Origin of the sequence: Pseudahrensia aquimaris, assembly GCF_042676045.1 — a bacterium.
Taxonomy (GTDB): domain Bacteria; phylum Pseudomonadota; class Alphaproteobacteria; order Rhizobiales; family Rhizobiaceae; genus Pseudahrensia; species Pseudahrensia aquimaris.
In genome coordinates this window covers 688,696-704,840 of record NZ_JBHTJV010000003.1, presented here as the reverse complement: position 1 = coordinate 704,840, position 16,145 = coordinate 688,696, and the positions used below count along the sequence as shown (strand labels likewise).

At 57.1% G+C, this 16,145-nt stretch carries 14 protein-coding genes; 5 read left to right on the top strand and 9 right to left on the bottom strand.

Translation table 11 applies throughout. The features are described from left to right. Nucleotides 1-28 precede the first annotated feature (28 nt). From ACFQ14_RS06800 to ACFQ14_RS06770, 7 genes are all read right to left on the bottom strand, one after another. On the bottom strand, nucleotides 29-769 hold the full coding sequence (locus ACFQ14_RS06800) for a TVP38/TMEM64 family protein (protein WP_377211943.1): 741 nt from the start codon (nucleotides 767-769) through the stop codon (nucleotides 29-31). A gap of 128 nt (nucleotides 770-897) precedes the next feature. After that, the gene (locus ACFQ14_RS06795) at nucleotides 898-2,031 is read right to left on the bottom strand and encodes an acyl-CoA dehydrogenase family protein (RefSeq protein ID WP_377211942.1); all 1,134 of its coding nucleotides are present in this window, start codon (nucleotides 2,029-2,031) and stop codon (nucleotides 898-900) included. Nucleotides 2,032-2,034: 3 nt separating this feature from the next. Then, entirely contained in the window at nucleotides 2,035-3,198 is a 1,164-nt protein-coding gene (locus ACFQ14_RS06790) for an acyl-CoA dehydrogenase family protein (RefSeq protein ID WP_377211941.1), read from the bottom strand. A gap of 10 nt (nucleotides 3,199-3,208) precedes the next feature. Next, entirely contained in the window at nucleotides 3,209-3,976 is a 768-nt protein-coding gene (locus ACFQ14_RS06785; protein ID WP_377211940.1) for an SDR family oxidoreductase, read from the bottom strand. Further along, entirely contained in the window at nucleotides 3,973-6,066 is a 2,094-nt protein-coding gene (locus tag ACFQ14_RS06780; RefSeq protein ID WP_377211939.1) for a 3-hydroxyacyl-CoA dehydrogenase NAD-binding domain-containing protein, read from the bottom strand. Before ACFQ14_RS06780 ends, ACFQ14_RS06785 begins: the two co-directional genes overlap by 4 nt. Nucleotides 6,067-6,069: 3 nt before the next feature. After that, a complete protein-coding gene (locus ACFQ14_RS06775; RefSeq protein WP_377211938.1) occupies nucleotides 6,070-6,867 on the bottom strand; it encodes an enoyl-CoA hydratase-related protein in 798 nt (265 codons plus the stop codon). Nucleotides 6,868-6,879: 12 nt separating this feature from the next. After that, the gene (locus ACFQ14_RS06770) at nucleotides 6,880-8,058 is read right to left on the bottom strand and encodes an acetyl-CoA C-acyltransferase (protein ID WP_377211937.1); all 1,179 of its coding nucleotides are present in this window, start codon (nucleotides 8,056-8,058) and stop codon (nucleotides 6,880-6,882) included. A 139-nt stretch (nucleotides 8,059-8,197) separates the two neighbouring features. On the opposite strand from ACFQ14_RS06770, the gene ACFQ14_RS06765 reads away from it, so the two are divergent. The 4 genes from ACFQ14_RS06765 (at nucleotide 8,198) to glpD (ending at nucleotide 12,379) form a co-directional block, all read left to right on the top strand. Then, complete coding sequence (locus ACFQ14_RS06765) at nucleotides 8,198-8,500, top strand: SCP2 sterol-binding domain-containing protein (protein WP_377211936.1); 303 nt, start codon at nucleotides 8,198-8,200, stop codon at nucleotides 8,498-8,500. Between the two features lie 39 nt (nucleotides 8,501-8,539). After that, nucleotides 8,540-9,718, top strand: coding sequence for an Mrp/NBP35 family ATP-binding protein (locus ACFQ14_RS06760; RefSeq protein WP_377211935.1), 1,179 nt, complete (start codon nucleotides 8,540-8,542; stop codon nucleotides 9,716-9,718). Between the two features lie 23 nt (nucleotides 9,719-9,741). Continuing rightward, a complete protein-coding gene (locus tag ACFQ14_RS06755) occupies nucleotides 9,742-10,791 on the top strand; it encodes an ATP-binding protein (RefSeq protein ID WP_377211934.1) in 1,050 nt (349 codons plus the stop codon). 73 nt (nucleotides 10,792-10,864) lie between these two features. Beyond that, the gene (gene glpD, locus ACFQ14_RS06750) at nucleotides 10,865-12,379 is read left to right on the top strand and encodes a glycerol-3-phosphate dehydrogenase (protein ID WP_377212089.1); all 1,515 of its coding nucleotides are present in this window, start codon (nucleotides 10,865-10,867) and stop codon (nucleotides 12,377-12,379) included. On the opposite strand, the gene ggt is transcribed toward glpD, so the two are convergent. Continuing rightward, the gene (ggt, locus tag ACFQ14_RS06745; protein ID WP_377211933.1) at nucleotides 12,376-13,965 is read right to left on the bottom strand and encodes a gamma-glutamyltransferase; all 1,590 of its coding nucleotides are present in this window, start codon (nucleotides 13,963-13,965) and stop codon (nucleotides 12,376-12,378) included. The genes glpD and ggt overlap by 4 nt on opposite strands. A gap of 138 nt (nucleotides 13,966-14,103) precedes the next feature. Here ggt and hisD point away from each other — a divergent pair, with 138 nt between their 5' ends. After that, nucleotides 14,104-15,438 (top strand): histidinol dehydrogenase, encoded by a 1,335-nt coding sequence (gene hisD, locus ACFQ14_RS06740; RefSeq protein WP_377211932.1) that lies wholly within the window; start codon nucleotides 14,104-14,106, stop codon nucleotides 15,436-15,438. A gap of 3 nt (nucleotides 15,439-15,441) precedes the next feature. On the opposite strand, the gene phoB is transcribed toward hisD, so the two are convergent. Beyond that, nucleotides 15,442-16,143, bottom strand: a complete 702-nt coding sequence (gene phoB, locus ACFQ14_RS06735) for a phosphate regulon transcriptional regulator PhoB (protein WP_377211931.1) — start codon at nucleotides 16,141-16,143, stop codon at nucleotides 15,442-15,444. Nucleotides 16,144-16,145 lie beyond the last annotated feature (2 nt).

Below are 16,145 nucleotides of genomic sequence, written 5' to 3'. Positions count from 1 at the left end.
GCGGTGTCACGCGAACAAAAAGGCGCGATCAATCGACCGCGAATTCCTTCAATTTGGCATTGGCTTTCTTGGTGACAAGAACGGTCACCAACAGCGTTGCTGCAATTCCCAGCCCACCGACGATCCATTTTGCGACGCTCATATCGTCGCCACCAGCGGCCTGGCCGCCGAGCGAGCCAATCCACACGTAGAGCAGGGTGCCGGGCATGATGCCGAAGAATGTAGCGATTTGGCTTGGCAGAAATCCAACAGGTGTGATGCCCAAGAACCAGTTCTGCAACGAGAAGGGCAGGGCAGGGGATAGACGCAACAGTCCCACAACCTTCCAACCCTCTTCACCGATGGCTTGGTTCACCGCGTTGAACTTAGGATATTCCGCAACCTTGGCCTGCACTTTGTCTTTGAACAAATAACGAGCTGCGAGGAACGAGAGCGCGGAACCGATAGTTGCGCCAACGACCACGATCGGAAAACCGCCCAAACCCCATATGACGCCCGCAGCCAATGTTAAGAACGAACCCGGCAACAGGGCAAAAGACGTAAGGGCATAAACGACGATGAAGATGAACCAGCCAACAATTCCGTAGCCCTGTACCCATTGCTGAAAGGCTGTGATCCACTCCTGCAACGGCAGCATGCGGTAGCCAAATATCAGCAAAGCAATTACAGCGACCCCAATGAAAATCTTCAGCCATGGGACCCGGCGTACGGCCTTTTGCGTGTTGGATTCAGCGATAGGAGCCTCGATGCTTGACGATTTGCCGGACATAGTTGTCTGCCATGATTAAAGGTTATCCAGCCTTGGCAGGCAATTCTAAACAAAGGAACCCCATCTCACGAGCACGTGACAAGACGTTTTTCAGCGTGATGCTGGTGTGAAAAGCGTGTGACTTGTTCTTAAAAGCCCAAATCGCGTGCCAATGCCTCGCCGTGAAATGAAGCGTCACCGAACAATTCTCCCGCCACCTTGGCGCGTTTGAGGTAAAAGCCGATATCAAAAGCGTCCGTCATTCCCATGCCGCCGTGCATTTGCAGCCCTTCCTGTGCGGCGAGAAGGCTAACTTGGCTTGCCTTCGCCTTAGCAACGGCCGTTTTGCGCGGGGCATCTTCTGCACGCGCATCCAACGCGGCCAGAGCGGCGAAACTGGCCGCCTCTGCCATAGCTATTTCGGTGTGAAGGTGGGCCGCGCGATGTTGCAAGGCCTGAAACGCAGAGAGGTTTGTGCCAAACTGTTTTCGTTGGGCGAGATAGTCCAGCGCCATAGCAAAAGCGGTTGCTGCGCTGCCGCTCATCTCCGCTGAGAGAATGGCGCGACCAGCATTCAACATGTGCGACAGCGGTTCCCATCCAGCGTCCACACGACCCAGCACAGCATCGGCTTCAACATCTACAGCATCAAAATGAATTTCAGCGCTCGCGCGGGAATCGACCATAGCCTTTGCAGTGCGCGAAACGCCCTTTGCATTGGCATCGACGATGAACAGAGTAATGCCATTTTGCTCGCCCGCATCGCCACCCGTACGGGCAGCGACTATCAATTTATCGGCCTGTGCCCCATCGACCACGAATGTTTTTGCGCCGGAAAGCGAAAAGCCATTGCCGCTGCGGTGTGCCACCATCGCAGTCTTAGCAGGCGCATGTTTGCGGCCTTCGTCCACCGCCAAGGCCATCAACAGCTCGCCTGCTGCGATAGCAGGCAAAAGATCAGACTTCTGCGCATCATTCCCAAACGCCGAGACGCCGCTTGCCGCTACAATTGCGGTGCTGAAAAACGGGGACGCCGTCAAATGCCGCCCCATTTCCATCGCGATTAGCCCACCGCCTACTAGGCCGAACTCGGCGCCGCCCGCGTCTTCCGGCACGATGATTCCCGCCCAACCCATCTGCGCCATTTCCTGCCAAAGGTCCGGGTCAAACCCCTTGTCTTCACCCTTGTCGCGCAGGGCGCGAAGAGCGGAAACAGGCGCTTTCTCGGAAAGAAATCCAGCCGCAGCTTCGCGGAGCATCTGTTGATCGTCAGATAAAATCATGGCCTATGCACCCGGCATTTGGAGGATGTGCTTGGCGATGATCTGAAGCTGGATTTCGCTCGTCCCACCTTCGATGGAGTTGCCCTTGGTGCGCAGCCAGTCAGACGAACGTTGCCCGACTTCCATAGCTTCGCTGCCGCCCACTTCCATCATCAATTCGTGACGGCGCTTGTTCAGCTCCGTGCCGTAATACTTCAACACTGACGACGTTGCACCGAGGCTTTCGCCGGCGCCATTTTTCGCTTCCACGCTTTCCAACAGGGCAGAAAAGGCAAGGCTGTCGATTTCCGCTTGCACAAGTTTCGAACGCAAGAGTGGATCGTCTACACGGCCCATTTCGTCGGTTCCGAGTTCTTCCACTGCCAGCGAACCCAGCGCAGGACCGCCCATTGAGCCAAACAGGGCGCCGATCATTTCGCGCTCATGCGTGAGCAAATATTTAGCGACGTCCCAGCCCCGGTTTTCTTCGTGAACTAGATTTTGCTTCGGCACTTTCACGTTGTCGAAGAACGTCTCGCAAAAGGGCGATGAGCCGGAGATAAGCTTGATCGGTTTTGTGGAAACGCCCTCGCTTTCCATGTCGAAAAGGATGAACGAAATGCCCTTGTGCTTTGGCGCGTCCTTATCGGTGCGCACGAGGCAGAAAATCCAGTCCGCGCGGTCTGCATAGGAGGTCCAGATTTTCTGGCCGTTGACGATGTAGTGGTCGCCGCCATCGTCCGCGCTGGTGCGAAGCGAGGCAAGGTCGGAGCCTGCACCCGGTTCTGAATAGCCCTGACACCACCGAATTTCGCCGCGGGCGATCTTTGGCAAATGCTCGCGCTTCTGTTCCTCGGAGCCGAAGTGAAGCATGGCTGGCCCAAGCATGGTGATGCCGAAATTATCGTGAGGCTTGCGTGCGCCGATGGCGTCCATTTCCTCTTGCAGGACGGCGGCTTCCGCCTTGTTCAAGCCTCCGCCACCATATTCCTTCGGCCATGTGGGTACAGTCCAGCCGCGTGCGCCCATGCGCTCAAGCCAAATCTTCTGGCCTTCGGACGTAAATTCCCACTTGCGGCCACCCCAGCAAGATGATGCCTCGTCTTTAGCGCCATCGCGCATGTCGGCAGGGCAGTTTTCTTCCAGCCAAGCGCGGGTCTCCGCGCGGAATGTTTCAAGATCGCTCATGTGATTGCCCTTATGTAATGGTTTGACCACCGTCGATGACGATTTGCTGGCCCGTCATATATCGCCCAGCGTCTGACGCTAGGAACACAGCGGCGCCTGCGATTTCGTCTGGCTCGCCAATGCGGCGCATGGGAGTAGTGGAAAGCGCGGCTTTCAAATTGTCAGGATTTTCCCAAAGCGCGCGGGCGAAATCGGTTTTGATCAGCCCTGGCGCAATGCAATTGATCCGCACATTGTGAGCGCCGTATTCTACGGCCAGATTGCGTGCCAGTTGGAAATCCGCCGCCTTGGAGATGCAGTATGCGCCGATGATAGGCGATCCTTTGATGCCGCCGATGGATGATACGATGACAACCGAGCCATCCTTTCGCTCAATCATTTCTGGCGTGACCATGGCGATCAACTGGTTGTTGGCAATGACGTTGTTGTGCAAAATTTTGGCGAACGCCTCGTCCTCAATCTCAGCCATCGGCCCGTAATAGGGATTTGATGCAGCGTTGCAGACGAGAACATGAATGTCACCAAAGGCGGATTTGGTCTCTGTGACGAGGTTCTCAAGCGCGTCCTTTGATGAGATATTGCACGCCACCGCCAGCGCCGTTCCCGCGCCATGCTTCTCGTTCAGTTCCGCCGCCACTGCATCGCAGGCATCTTGCTTGCGTGAGGAGATGACGACTTTGGCGCCGTGCGCCGCCATTTGTTCGGCAATCGCCTTGCCAATGCCGCGTGAGGAGCCAGTGATGATGGCCGTTTTGCCAGAGAGGTCGAACAGGTTCATGCTTTCACTCCGTCAAATCCGTCGCCTTGCTCGGCGGCTTCCATCAGCAGATCCGACGGGTTCCAGTGAACACCTCCGGCACCGTCTGCCCATTCGGTCAACTTCGCGGCGACCTTATCCAGCCCCACCGTCTCGGCATATTTCATCGGCCCACCGCGCCAGCGCGGATAGCCGTAGCCGTAGTTATAGACCACATCGATATCGCCTGCGCTTTGCGCCACGCCCTCGCCCAACACGTGTGCGCCTTCATTGGCGAGCGCGAATTGCGTGCGCTCAATGATCTCTTCATCGGTGATCGTGCGGGTGTTGATGCCCATTTCGCGGCGCACCTCTTCCATGATGCGCAGCGCCTCAGGGTTCGGCGTGCGGGCGCGTGTTTCCGGGTCGTAGGAGTAGAAACCAGAGCCGGATTTCTGACCCAAATGACCGGCCTCCACCAAACGATCAGCGATCGTGTAAACCCGCCGCTCGTCGTCGGAGAGGTCTTGGTCAGCGCGGGATTTGTAGCCGATATCCAACCCAGCCAGATCGCTCACAGCGAACACGCCCATCGCCCAGCCGAAATCGGTCAAAGCTTTGTCAACTTGCTCCGGCGTTGCACCCTCCAGCACCAGCAGATTCGCTTGGCGAATATACGGGGTGAGCATCCGGTTGCCGATAAAGCCGTGGCCGACGCCAGCAACGACAGGCTGTTTGCGCGTTTTTTTCGCCATGTCGAGCGCGGTGAGTAAAACATCGTCTGCCGTCTTTTCGGCACGAACAATTTCCAGCAGTTTCATGATGTTAGCGGGAGAGAAATAATGCATGCCCAAAACGTCTTGCGGCCGGGAGGTTTGCGCAGCGATAGCGTCCACATCCAGATAGGACGTGTTGGTGGCCAAAATCGCGCCGGGCTTGGCGATCTTGTCGAGCTTGCCGAAAACTTCCTTCTTGATGTCCATCGTCTCGAAAACGGCTTCAATAATGAGATCGCAATCGGCGAGGTCAGCGAAGTCCGTTGTGCGGGTGTAGAGCGCCATTCGCTCTTCAACCTGTTCGGCGGTTACGCGACCGCTCCTGATGCCGCGCTCCCAGTTCTTGCGAATGGTGGTCAGGCCACGGTCCAGCGCTTCATCGCTCATTTCCAGCAGCGTGACGGGGAAACCGGCTTCGATATACGTCATCGAAATCCCGCCACCCATCGTGCCGGCGCCAATCACGCCAACTTTCTTGATGGTGCGTGGCTCGCCTTTCACATCCTTCGGTGCTTTAGCAGCAGCACGTTCAGCAAAAAATATGTGGCGCAGGGCGGCTGATTGATCAGACTGAACCAGTTCAATGAAAGTCTCGCGCTCTTTCGCCAAACCCTCGCGGAACGGCAATTCGAACGCTGCCTTCACGCATTCTGCAGCTTTCACGGGCGCGATGGCACCCTTGGCCTGCTTGATGATTTTCGGCATCGCTTCATCGAAGACAGCGACGATTTCAGGCGTCATTTCGCGAGTCTGATTGCAAAGCCGTCGATCGGTCATATCCTGCCCGACAACGCCCTTTGCAAATTCAACCGCATCATCCACCGTATTGCCCTGCGAAACCGCATCTACCAGCCCGATCTCGAACGCTTTGGTTCCGCTCACAGGTTTGCCGCTTGTGATCATCGCCAACGCTTCTGCAGGATCATCAATCGCCCGAGGCGCGCGTTGCGTACCGCCCGCGCCGGGAAGGAGGCCGAGCAGAACTTCCGGCAGGCCGATTTTTGCCTTGGCGTCGGCCACCTGAAAATGGCAGCCCAATGCCGTTTCCAAACCGCCTCCCAGCGTGTTGCCTTCAATGGCAGCGACCAGCGGCATGTCGGTCGCTTCCAAAATATCGCAGACTTCCGGCAGCATCGGCTCCATCGGCGGTTTACCGAATTCGCGGATATCAGCACCGGCGATGAACGTGCCACCGCGCCCTGCAAGAACAGCCGCTTCTGCTCCCGCATCAACCGCTTCTTTCACGCGCTCCACGATTCCCACACGCACATGGTGCGACAGGGCGTTGACGGGGGGATTGTCGATCCAGATTACTGCGATCTTGTCACGCCATTCGATGGAAACGGAATCAGTCATGGCTTACTTGCCTTTGAATTTTGGTTGGCGCTTTTCAACGAAAGCTGTCGCCGCCTCACGGTGGTCTTCGAATGTGAAAGACAGCGTCATCAGCATTGTTTCCTGATCGAAATAATCGTCCAGCGTGCTGTTCAGCGCGAGGTTCAAGTTGCGCTTCATGAAGTCGTATGTCTTCGTGGGGCCGTTGCCGATATGCTGCGTTATCATGCCCAGAACGGCGTCAAATTGATCGCGAGGCACGGCGCGGTTCACCACGCCAGCTTCCGCCGCTTCCTTGCCGGTCATGGGCAGCGGCATGAAAAACATCTCCCGCGCTTTTGCTGTGCCGACAATTTTCGTCAGGAAATACGCGCCGCCAAAGTCGCCCGACAGCGCGATGTTGCCAAAAGCCGTGGTCAGCTTGGCATCCTCCACCATCAGCCGCATGTCGCAAGCCAGCGCCAGCGAAAGGCCCGCACCTGCGGCCGCGCCGTTGATGGCGGCGATTGTAGGCTTTGGCATCGTGTGAAGCAGGCGTGATGATTCTACGATGTGGCGGATGAACTTCTGCTGTTCATCAATCGGCGCGTCTTCCTCGGTGCTTTTAAGCCTCGCGACCATGTCCTTAACATCGCCGCCGCCAGAAAACGCATCGCCCGCGCCAGTCAGCACCACACATCCGATTTCATCGTCCGCTGCCACGTCTTGCAGCATCGACAGCAGATCCATCCACCCGTCCCGTGTAACGGCGTTGCGGGCTTCAGGACGGTTCAAGGTTATGGTCGCGATGCGGCCATTCTTGGTGAGTTCAATATCAGCCATGATTCAGCGCTCTCAATAAACTTCAAACAGGCCAGCAGCGCCCATGCCGCCGCCAACACACATGGTGCAAACAACATATTTCGCACCACGACGTTTGCCTTCGATCAGCGCGTGGCCAACCATGCGCGCGCCGCTCATGCCATAGGGGTGGCCGATGGAAACCGCGCCGCCATTGACGTTCAGCAGCTCGTTGGGAATGCCCAGCTTGTCGCGGCAATAAAGCACTTGCACTGCGAACGCTTCGTTGAGTTCCCACAGGCCGATATCGTCCATTTTCAGGTTGAAACGCTCCAGCAGGCGCGGAACAGCATAGACAGGCCCAATGCCCATCTCGTCTGGCTCAAGCCCTGCGACCGCGATGCCGCGATAAGCGCCAAGAGGCTGGATGCCGCGCTTCTCTGCGTCCTTGGCTTCCATCACAACAGCGGCCGACGCGCCATCGGAAAGCTGGCTGGCGTTGCCCGCCGTTATCGTCTTTCCCGGACCCATAACCGGGTTCAGCCCGTTCAAGCCAGCCAGATCGGTCGAAGGGCGGTTGCCCTCGTCTTTCTCCAACGTAACTTCATGCTCGGATTTCTCTTTGGTCTCTTTGTTGACCATCACCATCGTGGAGGTGAGCGGCACGATTTCGTCGTCAAACTTACCGGCTTCTTGGGCTGCTGCAGTCCGCTGCTGGCTTTGCAACGCGTATTCATCCATCGCATCGCGTGAAATGTTGTATCGGTCAGCAACAACCTCGGCGGTGTCCAGCATAGACATATAAATATGCGGGTGCATCTTCATCAGATCGCGGTCCGGCCCCATCCGCATTTCCGGCGTTTGCACCATCGAGATGGATTCAACCCCGCCGCCGATGCAGACATTCATGTGGTCATCCACAATCTGTTTTGCAGCGGTGGCAATCGCCATCATGCCCGACGCGCACTGGCGGTCCAGCGACATGCCTGCGGTCGTGACGGGAAGCCCGCCCTTCAAAGCTGCCTGACGACCGATATTGCCTGCCTGAACGCCTTGCTGGAGGGCAGCGCCCATGACCACGTCTTCGAATTCAGCCGGATCAAGCCCGGAGCGTTTGACCGCATGTTCAATGGCATGGCCTGCCAACGTCTGTGATGACGTGTTGTTGAAAGCGCCGCGATAGGCTTTGCCGATCGGTGTGCGGGCTGTGGATACGATGACTGCTTCGCGCATGGATGTCTCCTCCCATAGTGCCGGTATTGAGCGGCGGATGCGGCCCAACATACTCAGTAGTATGTTGACTATGGCTTGGCTTTTCGGCAAGGGCAAGGGAACGAAAAGTTACTCACTGAATGCCACCATCGGAGCACCCATGACCCTAGAAGAAATGACAGCAGAAATGCAGACCCGCGTTGCCGCCAAGGGCGCAATTGATGGCAAAGTCGTGAAATTTGATTTTGGCGATGACGGCATCATGGTGATTGATGGCGCGGCAGACCCTGCAAGCGTTCACAACAACGAAGCCGAAGCTGATTGCACCGTTGTGGTCGACAAAGATGTGTTCGAATCCATTGCGGCAGGCGAAGAGAATGCCCAAATGGCATTTATGTCCGGCAAGCTGAAAGTCGAAGGCGATATGGGTATCGCTATGCAACTCGGCACGCTGCTTAGTTAAGAACTGTCGCCCCGGCCTTTCGGGGCCGAGGGAGAACGTATGACCATCACCGCAGATGACATCCGCGCGGCGCTTGCCACAGTGGCAGGCCCAGACGGTAAGGGTGATATCGTGTCGCTTGGCATGGTGTCGGACCCTTTTGTGACGACCCGTGATGGTCAGGCCAAAGTGATGTTCTCACTCACCGTTCCAGCTGAGCGCGCTCAGGAGCTGGAAAATCTGCGCGCCAAGGCGCAAGTGGTCGTGGAAAACATTAACGGTGTTTCATCCGCAATGGTGGCGCTAACGGCTGAGCGGAAATTCGGGGCCGGCGCAGCCTCTGGCGGCGGCATGGCCCCGCCACCTCCGCCACCGATGATGCCCACGGCGAAAATCGGCAAGCCTGAAGCTGCCGCTCAAACGACGCCACCAAAGCCCGCTCAACCGGGTATACCGGGCGTGAAGCACATCATCGCGGTCGCTTCCGGCAAAGGCGGTGTTGGCAAGTCCACAACATCTGTGAACCTTGCACTCGGTCTTCGCAACCGCGGCCTCTCCGTTGGCATTCTGGACGCTGACATTTACGGCCCATCGCTCCCCCGTCTACTCGGCCTCACCGGCAAGCCCGAAGCGGAAGGCCGTATCCTGAAACCGATGCAGGCCATGGGTCTCAAAGCCATGTCCATCGGCTTTCTGGTAGCGGAAGACTCGCCGATGATCTGGCGCGGTCCCATGGTCATTTCTGCGCTCACCCAATTGATGCGCGAAGTTGAATGGGCACCTCTTGATGTGTTGATCGTGGACATGCCGCCGGGCACGGGCGATGCACAGCTAACCATGGCGCAACAAGTGCCGCTGGCGGGTGCTGTCATCGTCTCTACCCCTCAAGACCTTGCTTTGATTGATGCCCGTAAGGGACTCAATATGTTCAACAAAGTCTCCGTGCCGATCTTGGGCATTGTCGAAAATATGTCGACATTCATCTGCCCTAAATGTGGTGAGCAGACCGATATTTTCGGCCACGGCGGCGCGAAGGCGGAAGCGGAGAAACTCGGTGTTCCTTTCTTGGGCGCGGTTCCGCTCCACCTCGATATACGCACCAATTCAGACGGTGGCACACCCGTTGTCGACAGCGCACCGGATGGCCCCCACGCGGCGATCTATAACGCCATTGCCGAGAAGGTTCACGCGTCCTTGGATAATGCGAAGTCCGAAGGTCCGGCCATCGTCTTCGATTGATGGTACGGCGGGAAACGATAAAAATGCCTGCCAACCGACACCAAATCCTGTCCGCCCTTGACGAGCCGGTTCTGCTCATCGACACAGCACGGACAATACTGTTCGCCAATGAGGCAGCCCATGCTCTCCTGGGGAAAGGTATTGACGGCACCCAATTGGTGCGCGTTGTGCGCCACCCAGAGGCCATCCGTTGCGTAAGCGCCGTGCTGTCTGGTCAGGACCGTTCTATGGCCCAATTTCACCTAGAAGTGCCTCATCGAACCGCATTTAGGCTTACGGCGGTTCGACTTGTAGACGATGAAGCCGCAGCAGCGTTGGTACTCAAAGATATTTCGCCTCTACTGGAGGCCGAACAAATGCGATCGGATTTCGTGGCAAACGTTAGCCACGAATTGCGGTCTCCGCTCACCACGCTCGCAGGCCTGATTGAAACGCTGCAAGGCTCGGCGCGAAATGATCCGAAAGCCCAAGTGCGCTTTCTTGAAACCATGGGCCGTGAAGCCGCGAGAATGGACCGCTTGATTGATGATTTGCTTTCGCTTTCCCGCGTTGAGGCACAAGAGCGTGTGCGGCCGACTGCCAGTGTCGATCTCAGTGCAGTCATCACAGATGTGGTAGCTTCTTTGCAGGAACGCGGAGACTTCGAGGGTCGTGACCTCAATATTAACCTAGCTGACAATACGGCAACAGTGCTTGGCGATGCCGACCAACTCACCCAGGTTTTCCAGAATCTCATAGAGAACGCCGCCAAATACTCCAAACCGGAGGGCACCATCTCAATTGCCTTGGAACGGCGCGATAAGGCGTTGGGCTTTTCCACGCCGGTGTTTATTGCCAGCGTGACCGACGAAGGGCAGGGCATCGCGCCCGAACACCTTCCACGTCTGACCGAGCGCTTCTACCGCGTCGATTCAGGCCGGTCTCGCCAAAAAGGGGGCACGGGCCTGGGATTGGCTATCGTCAAACACATCCTATCGCGCCACCGGGGGCGATTGATCGTTTCCAGCGAAGTCGGCAAGGGCTCAAAGTTCTCGGTCCTGCTACCGGCACTCAAATTGCCCACCGCCGGATAAAGTGCCGCAACCCGTCGCGGCGCGATATTGCCTGTGTTAGAACAGACGCAAAGATACCACTTTTAAGCAGACCATCGTGCAAGACATCGACGTTTTCATTATCGGCGGCGGCATCAACGGCGTCGGCATCGCCCGCGATGCGGCAGGCCGGGGCTATACAACAGTGCTGTGCGAGATGAACGATCTGGCCAGCGGTACATCCAATTGGTCGTCAAAGCTGGTCCACGGTGGCGTTCGCTATTTGGAGCATTACGAATTTATGTTGGTGCGCAAGGCTCTGAAGGAGCGCGAAGTGCTGTGGTCGCTCGCGCCCCACATCATCCGCCCGATGCGTTTCATCATGCCTCACCACAAAGACCTTCGTCCCGCCTGGTTGCTGCGTTTGGGGCTGTTTTTGTATGACAACATCGGTGGCCGCAAACTGTTGCCGGGTACCAGGACTGTTGATTTGGCAAACGGCGTCTACGGTAAACCGCTAAAAGCTATGTTCACCAAAGGTTTTCAGTATTCGGATTGTCAGGTGGACGATGCCCGTTTGGTCGTGTTGAACGCAATGGATGCGAAAGAACATGGGGCGCAGATTTTGGTGCGCAACGAGTGCGTCTCCGCCCGCCGTGAAGGTGACAAGTGGCACGTGACGACGCGAAACGCGCTGACCGGCGGAACCCAAGACTTCTCAGCCCGCTTGGTCGTCAACGCTGCCGGTCCGTGGATCGACAGCGTTCTCGGCAAGACGTTCGGGCGTAACGACGCCCACAACGTCCGCATGGTGCAGGGCAGTCATATCGTGGTGCCCAAACTGTTTGAGCACGACAACGCTTATATTTTCCAAAACGCCGATGGCCGCATCATTTTCGCTATTCCTTTCACCCACGATACAACGCTAATCGGCACAACCGACCGCGATTACGAGGGTGATCCGGCGGACGTTGCCATCACGCCAGACGAGATTGACTATCTTTGCGCCGCTGCGTCGGAATATTTCGAGCAAGAGGTGACCAAGGAAAGCATCGTTTGGACCTACTCCGGCGTTCGACCGCTCTATGACGACGGTGCAAGTGCTGCCCAAGAAGCGACCCGCGATTACATTTTCAAGCAGGATGGCGGCAAAGGCGACCCGGATGTGATTGGTGCGCCTTTGATCAATATTTTCGGCGGAAAAATCACGACCTACCGTGAATTGGCCGAGCGGATGATGGACGAGATTGAGACCGAGCTTGGTCGACGCAAGGGCAAATGGACGGGAACCAAGCCGCTACCGGGTGGTGACTTTCCGACCGAAAGCTTCAATGCGCTGGTGGAGAAAACGCTACAGCGCTACCCGTTCCTAGACCCCAAAGACGCAGACCGCATGTGCCATGCTTACGGCACCCGCATTGCGATGGTGCTGGGGCAGGCAAGTTCTGCCGACCAATTGGGCGAAGAATTCGGCGCCGGTCTAAGCGAAGCCGAGGTGCGCTATCTTATGACCAACGAATGGGCGATGACGGCGGACGATATCGTCTGGCGGCGCAGCAAACTGGGGATGTTGATGAGCGACAAACAGATCGCTGCGCTCGACAAGTGGATGAAGGCGGAAGCCGCCTAATAGCCCATGGCGCAGCCGTCCTTGCGAGGGTCGCTGCCGCCGGTTAGCACGCCCGTTTCCCAGTCAATCGCAATGGCTTGGCTGCCGCCCACTGGCCGCGTCGACCGCGCGATGGAATGGCCCATGCCGCGAAGCTGCTCGACAATAGCGTCTGGCACCGGCCCTTCAATCTCCACTTCGCCGTCAAACGGATCTACCATCCAGCGCGGCGCGTCTTGCGCTTCTTGAATGTCCATGCCGAAGTCGATGTAGCGCGAGATGAATTGTGCCTGACCCATAGCCTGATATTCGCCACCCATCACGCCGACGCTCATCACCGTGCGCCCCTCTTTCGTGACAATTGCCGGGATGATCGTGTGCAGCGGGCGCTTGCCCGGCGCGATGCAATTGGGGTGGCCTTCTTCGAGCACGAAACCTTGGCCTCGATTGGTGAGAACGATACCATGTTTTGGCGTCGTGATGCCGCCGCCCCAGCCCCAGAACAGGGTGTTGATAAACGAGCAGGCATTGCGGTCCTTATCCACGACCGAAATGTAAACGGTGTCCTTGTGGCGCGGCATGAGGATGCTGTTGTCGGGCTCAACCATTTTGGCGGGGTCGATGGAAGCGACCAACTCAGCTGCGAACGCTTTGTCGATCAAACCGGAAACGGGCACATCCGCTTGTGCCGGGTCTGCCAGTGTCAGCCCACGCGCGGCATAGGCGCGGCGGCACGCTTCGATTTCGAAATGAATACGTTCGGCGGAGATAAGCGAACCTTCTGGCGCCCGTTCGAACATGTTCATCAGCAGCAACGCGATGACGCCTTGGCCGTTGGGCGGGCATTCATGGATTGTGAGGTCGCGAAACGTGCTTGTCACTGGCGTCACATATTCACCCTTAGCAGAGGCAAAGTCGTCGAGCGTATGAAGCCCGCCTTTCGCTTGCAAAGTCGCCACCATTTCCTGCGCAAGCTCGCCCTTGTAGAACGCATCGCGCCCTTCACGGCCGATGATTTCTAAAGCGTCCGCTAGTCCCTTTTGGTGGTGCAGTTGACCAACCGCCGGCACCTTGCCGTCTGGCAAAAATATGCGAGCGCAATTCTCATCGCTTCGGATAATTTCCGCATTCCCCACCCAATCCGTGTGGACCCTTGAGGAAACCGGATAACCGTTGCGGGCATGATCGATGGCTGGCGTAAGCAGCTCCGCCATAGGTATGCGTCCATGGTCAGCGTTCAACCGACACCAAGCGTCAACTGCACCGGGAACGATCACAGAATGCGCTGACGTCCGTTCAAGTTCGCTCAAACCAAGCGAGCGCAACTTCTCCAAAGTCGCAGCGGCGGGTGCGCGGCCCGAGCCGTTATAACCGATCACCTTATTGCCACCCTCCGGCGCAAAGAGGCAAAAATTATCGCCGCCGATTCCCGTCGAACCCGGTTCCACCACGCACTGCACAGCACAAGCTGCAATAGCTGCGTCAAGCGCGTTGCCGCCTGCCTTCAAAACGTCAATTGCGGTTTGTGTTGAGAGCGTATGGGAGGTGGCGGCCATGCCATTTTTCGCGTGGACGGGAGAGCGGCCGGGTAATTCGAGATCGCGCATGAGGAAATTCCAAGGCTTTAAGACGAAACGACTTTTCCATGCAAAAAATCGTGCTGCAAGCGCCGCAGCTGCTTGTGGTGGATTTGCCGCGTGGTGGGTGGCATAGAAGTCCAATTCATGCCGCCCTATAAGACAATCATGACCGATCAAACCGTTGCACTCCACGAACTTATTAAGCTGAGCCAAGCTGAGCGCGCGCAGCTTTTGTTGCGCGCCGAGGATGATCTTGCGCCTTTCATCGCCAAGGTTGCGCCAATCATTGAGGCCGTGCGGACCGAAGGTGATGATGCTTTGATCCGATTTGCCGCTGAATTCGACGGCGCAAACATCGCCCCCGGCACCCTGCAAGCGAGCGAAGCGGAAATTGAAGAAGCCTACTCCTCGCTTGATCCAGAGTTTGTCGAAGTGCTCCGTTATTCGGCGGACAACATCCGCCGTTTCCATGAAATGCAGATGCCCAAGGATATGGAGTGGTGGACGGAAATCCGCCCCGGTGTGCATGTGGGCGAGCGTTTCACGGCCATTGATTCTGTTGCCTGCTACAGCCCACGTGGCAAAGGCTCGTTTCCTTCCGTTACGCTGATGAGTGTTATTCCTGCCATTGTTGCGGGAGTGGAAAAGGTGGCGGTGCTCACACCTGCCGGACCGGACGGGAAAATTGATAGCGCCACACTGGTGGCCGCAGATATTGCCGGGTGCCGCACTGTCTTCAAGGCCGGTGGCGCCCAAGCTGTTGCCGCTGCGGCGTTTGGCACAGAGACGATTCCACGCGTTATGAAGATCGAGGGGCCGGGCAGCCCTTGGCTGGCAGCGGCAAAAGTTGTCCTTTCAAATCGAATCGACCCCGGCATGCCCGCTGGCCCTTCGGAAAGCATCGTTTTTGCCGATGAGACCGCGAACCCGCGCATAGCTGCGTTGGATACGATCATCGAGTCCGAACACGGTGATGACTCATCCGTCTTTCTCGTCACCACATCGCGCGAACTGGCGGAAGCGGCCCGCGCTGCAATTCCGGATTATTGGGCGCATATGAGTGAAGAACGGGTGGGTTATTCCTCTGCTGTTCTGGGGGGTAACAGCGGTGGCATCGTATTGGCAGAAAATACCCAAGCTGCGTACGATTTCATCAACGATTACGCACCAGAACACTGCCAAATTTTGAGCGCCAAGCCGGAACAACACCTGCCTCATATCCGGAATGCTTCGGAAATTCTTCTCGGTGAACAGACCCCCGGTTCTGTGGCCAACTACATGATGGGCCCCAACTGCGTGTTGCCCACATCTGGCGCGGCGAAGACGCGGTCTCCGCTTGGCGTTCACAACTTTCTCAAAGCCTGTTCGCTTGGGCGTATGACGGAGCAGGGGCTTGCCGAGACTGGTCCAAAAACGGAAGTTTTCGCCACCTATGAAGGCTTTGATGCCCATGCCAATGCGGTTGGCGAGCTGCGTCGCAAAGCATTTGGTAACGAGTAGCGCTTAGCCCTCGTTGTCCAGCGAATAGCCTGCACCGCGCACGGTGCGGATCACATTATCTTCTCCGTCGCGGTTCAACGCCTTGCGCAGCCGACCGACATGAACGTCGACGGTTCGCAGATCAACCAACGCATCGTGGCCCCAAACCTTGTCTAACAACTGGTCGCGGCTCCAAACGCGCTTTGGACGTTCCATGAACACTGTCAACATTTTGAATTCGGTTGGCCCAAGTTTCAAAGCCTTGCCGCCGCGCATAACGCGGTATTGTGCTGTGTCGAGTGTGATGTCGGAAAAAGTCAGCATGCCGCCGGTCGCTGAAGGCTTGGAGTGGCGCAACCGCACTTGTATCCGCGCCAGCAACTCACTCACAGAGTAAGGCTTTACGACATAGTCATCGGCACCCGTTGTTAGCCCCCGCACTCGATCAGCTTCTTCGCCGCGAGCTGTGAGCATTATAATGGCGATTTCGGAAGTTGTGGCCGACGCTTTCAGCTGCCGGCAAACTTCAATGCCGGAAATCGATGGCAACATCCAATCCAACACAATAACATCGGGCGCTTCTTCTTTTGCCAGCAGAATGGCCTCGTCGCCGTCTTCTGCCCAGATGACGGCGTAGCCTTCTTGCTCCAGATTGTAGACCAGCATTTCGCGCTGCGACGGTTCGTCTTCCACCACCAAAATTTTCGCGCTTTCGGAAAGGGCCATTA

Excerpts from the sequence above, each read along its gene's own strand:
- ggt (WP_377211933.1), bottom strand. The coding sequence starts at position 13,965 with ATGCGCGATCTCGAATTACCCGGCCGCTCTCCCGTCCACGCGAAAAAT.
- phoB (WP_377211931.1), bottom strand. The coding sequence starts at position 16,143 with ATGGCCCTTTCCGAAAGCGCGAAAATTTTGGTGGTGGAAGACGAACCG.
- ACFQ14_RS06790 (WP_377211941.1), bottom strand. The coding sequence starts at position 3,198 with ATGAGCGATCTTGAAACATTCCGCGCGGAGACCCGCGCTTGGCTGGAA.
- hisD (WP_377211932.1), top strand. The coding sequence starts at position 14,104 with ATGACCGATCAAACCGTTGCACTCCACGAACTTATTAAGCTGAGCCAA.
- ACFQ14_RS06795 (WP_377211942.1), bottom strand. The coding sequence starts at position 2,031 with ATGATTTTATCTGACGATCAACAGATGCTCCGCGAAGCTGCGGCTGGA.
- ACFQ14_RS06775 (WP_377211938.1), bottom strand. The coding sequence starts at position 6,867 with ATGGCTGATATTGAACTCACCAAGAATGGCCGCATCGCGACCATAACC.
- ACFQ14_RS06785 (WP_377211940.1), bottom strand. The coding sequence starts at position 3,976 with ATGAACCTGTTCGACCTCTCTGGCAAAACGGCCATCATCACTGGCTCC.
- ACFQ14_RS06800 (WP_377211943.1), bottom strand. The coding sequence starts at position 769 with ATGTCCGGCAAATCGTCAAGCATCGAGGCTCCTATCGCTGAATCCAAC.
- ACFQ14_RS06765 (WP_377211936.1), top strand. The coding sequence starts at position 8,198 with ATGACCCTAGAAGAAATGACAGCAGAAATGCAGACCCGCGTTGCCGCC.
- ACFQ14_RS06780 (WP_377211939.1), bottom strand. The coding sequence starts at position 6,066 with ATGACTGATTCCGTTTCCATCGAATGGCGTGACAAGATCGCAGTAATC.
- ACFQ14_RS06760 (WP_377211935.1), top strand. The coding sequence starts at position 8,540 with ATGACCATCACCGCAGATGACATCCGCGCGGCGCTTGCCACAGTGGCA.
- ACFQ14_RS06755 (WP_377211934.1), top strand. The coding sequence starts at position 9,742 with ATGCCTGCCAACCGACACCAAATCCTGTCCGCCCTTGACGAGCCGGTT.
- ACFQ14_RS06770 (WP_377211937.1), bottom strand. The coding sequence starts at position 8,058 with ATGCGCGAAGCAGTCATCGTATCCACAGCCCGCACACCGATCGGCAAA.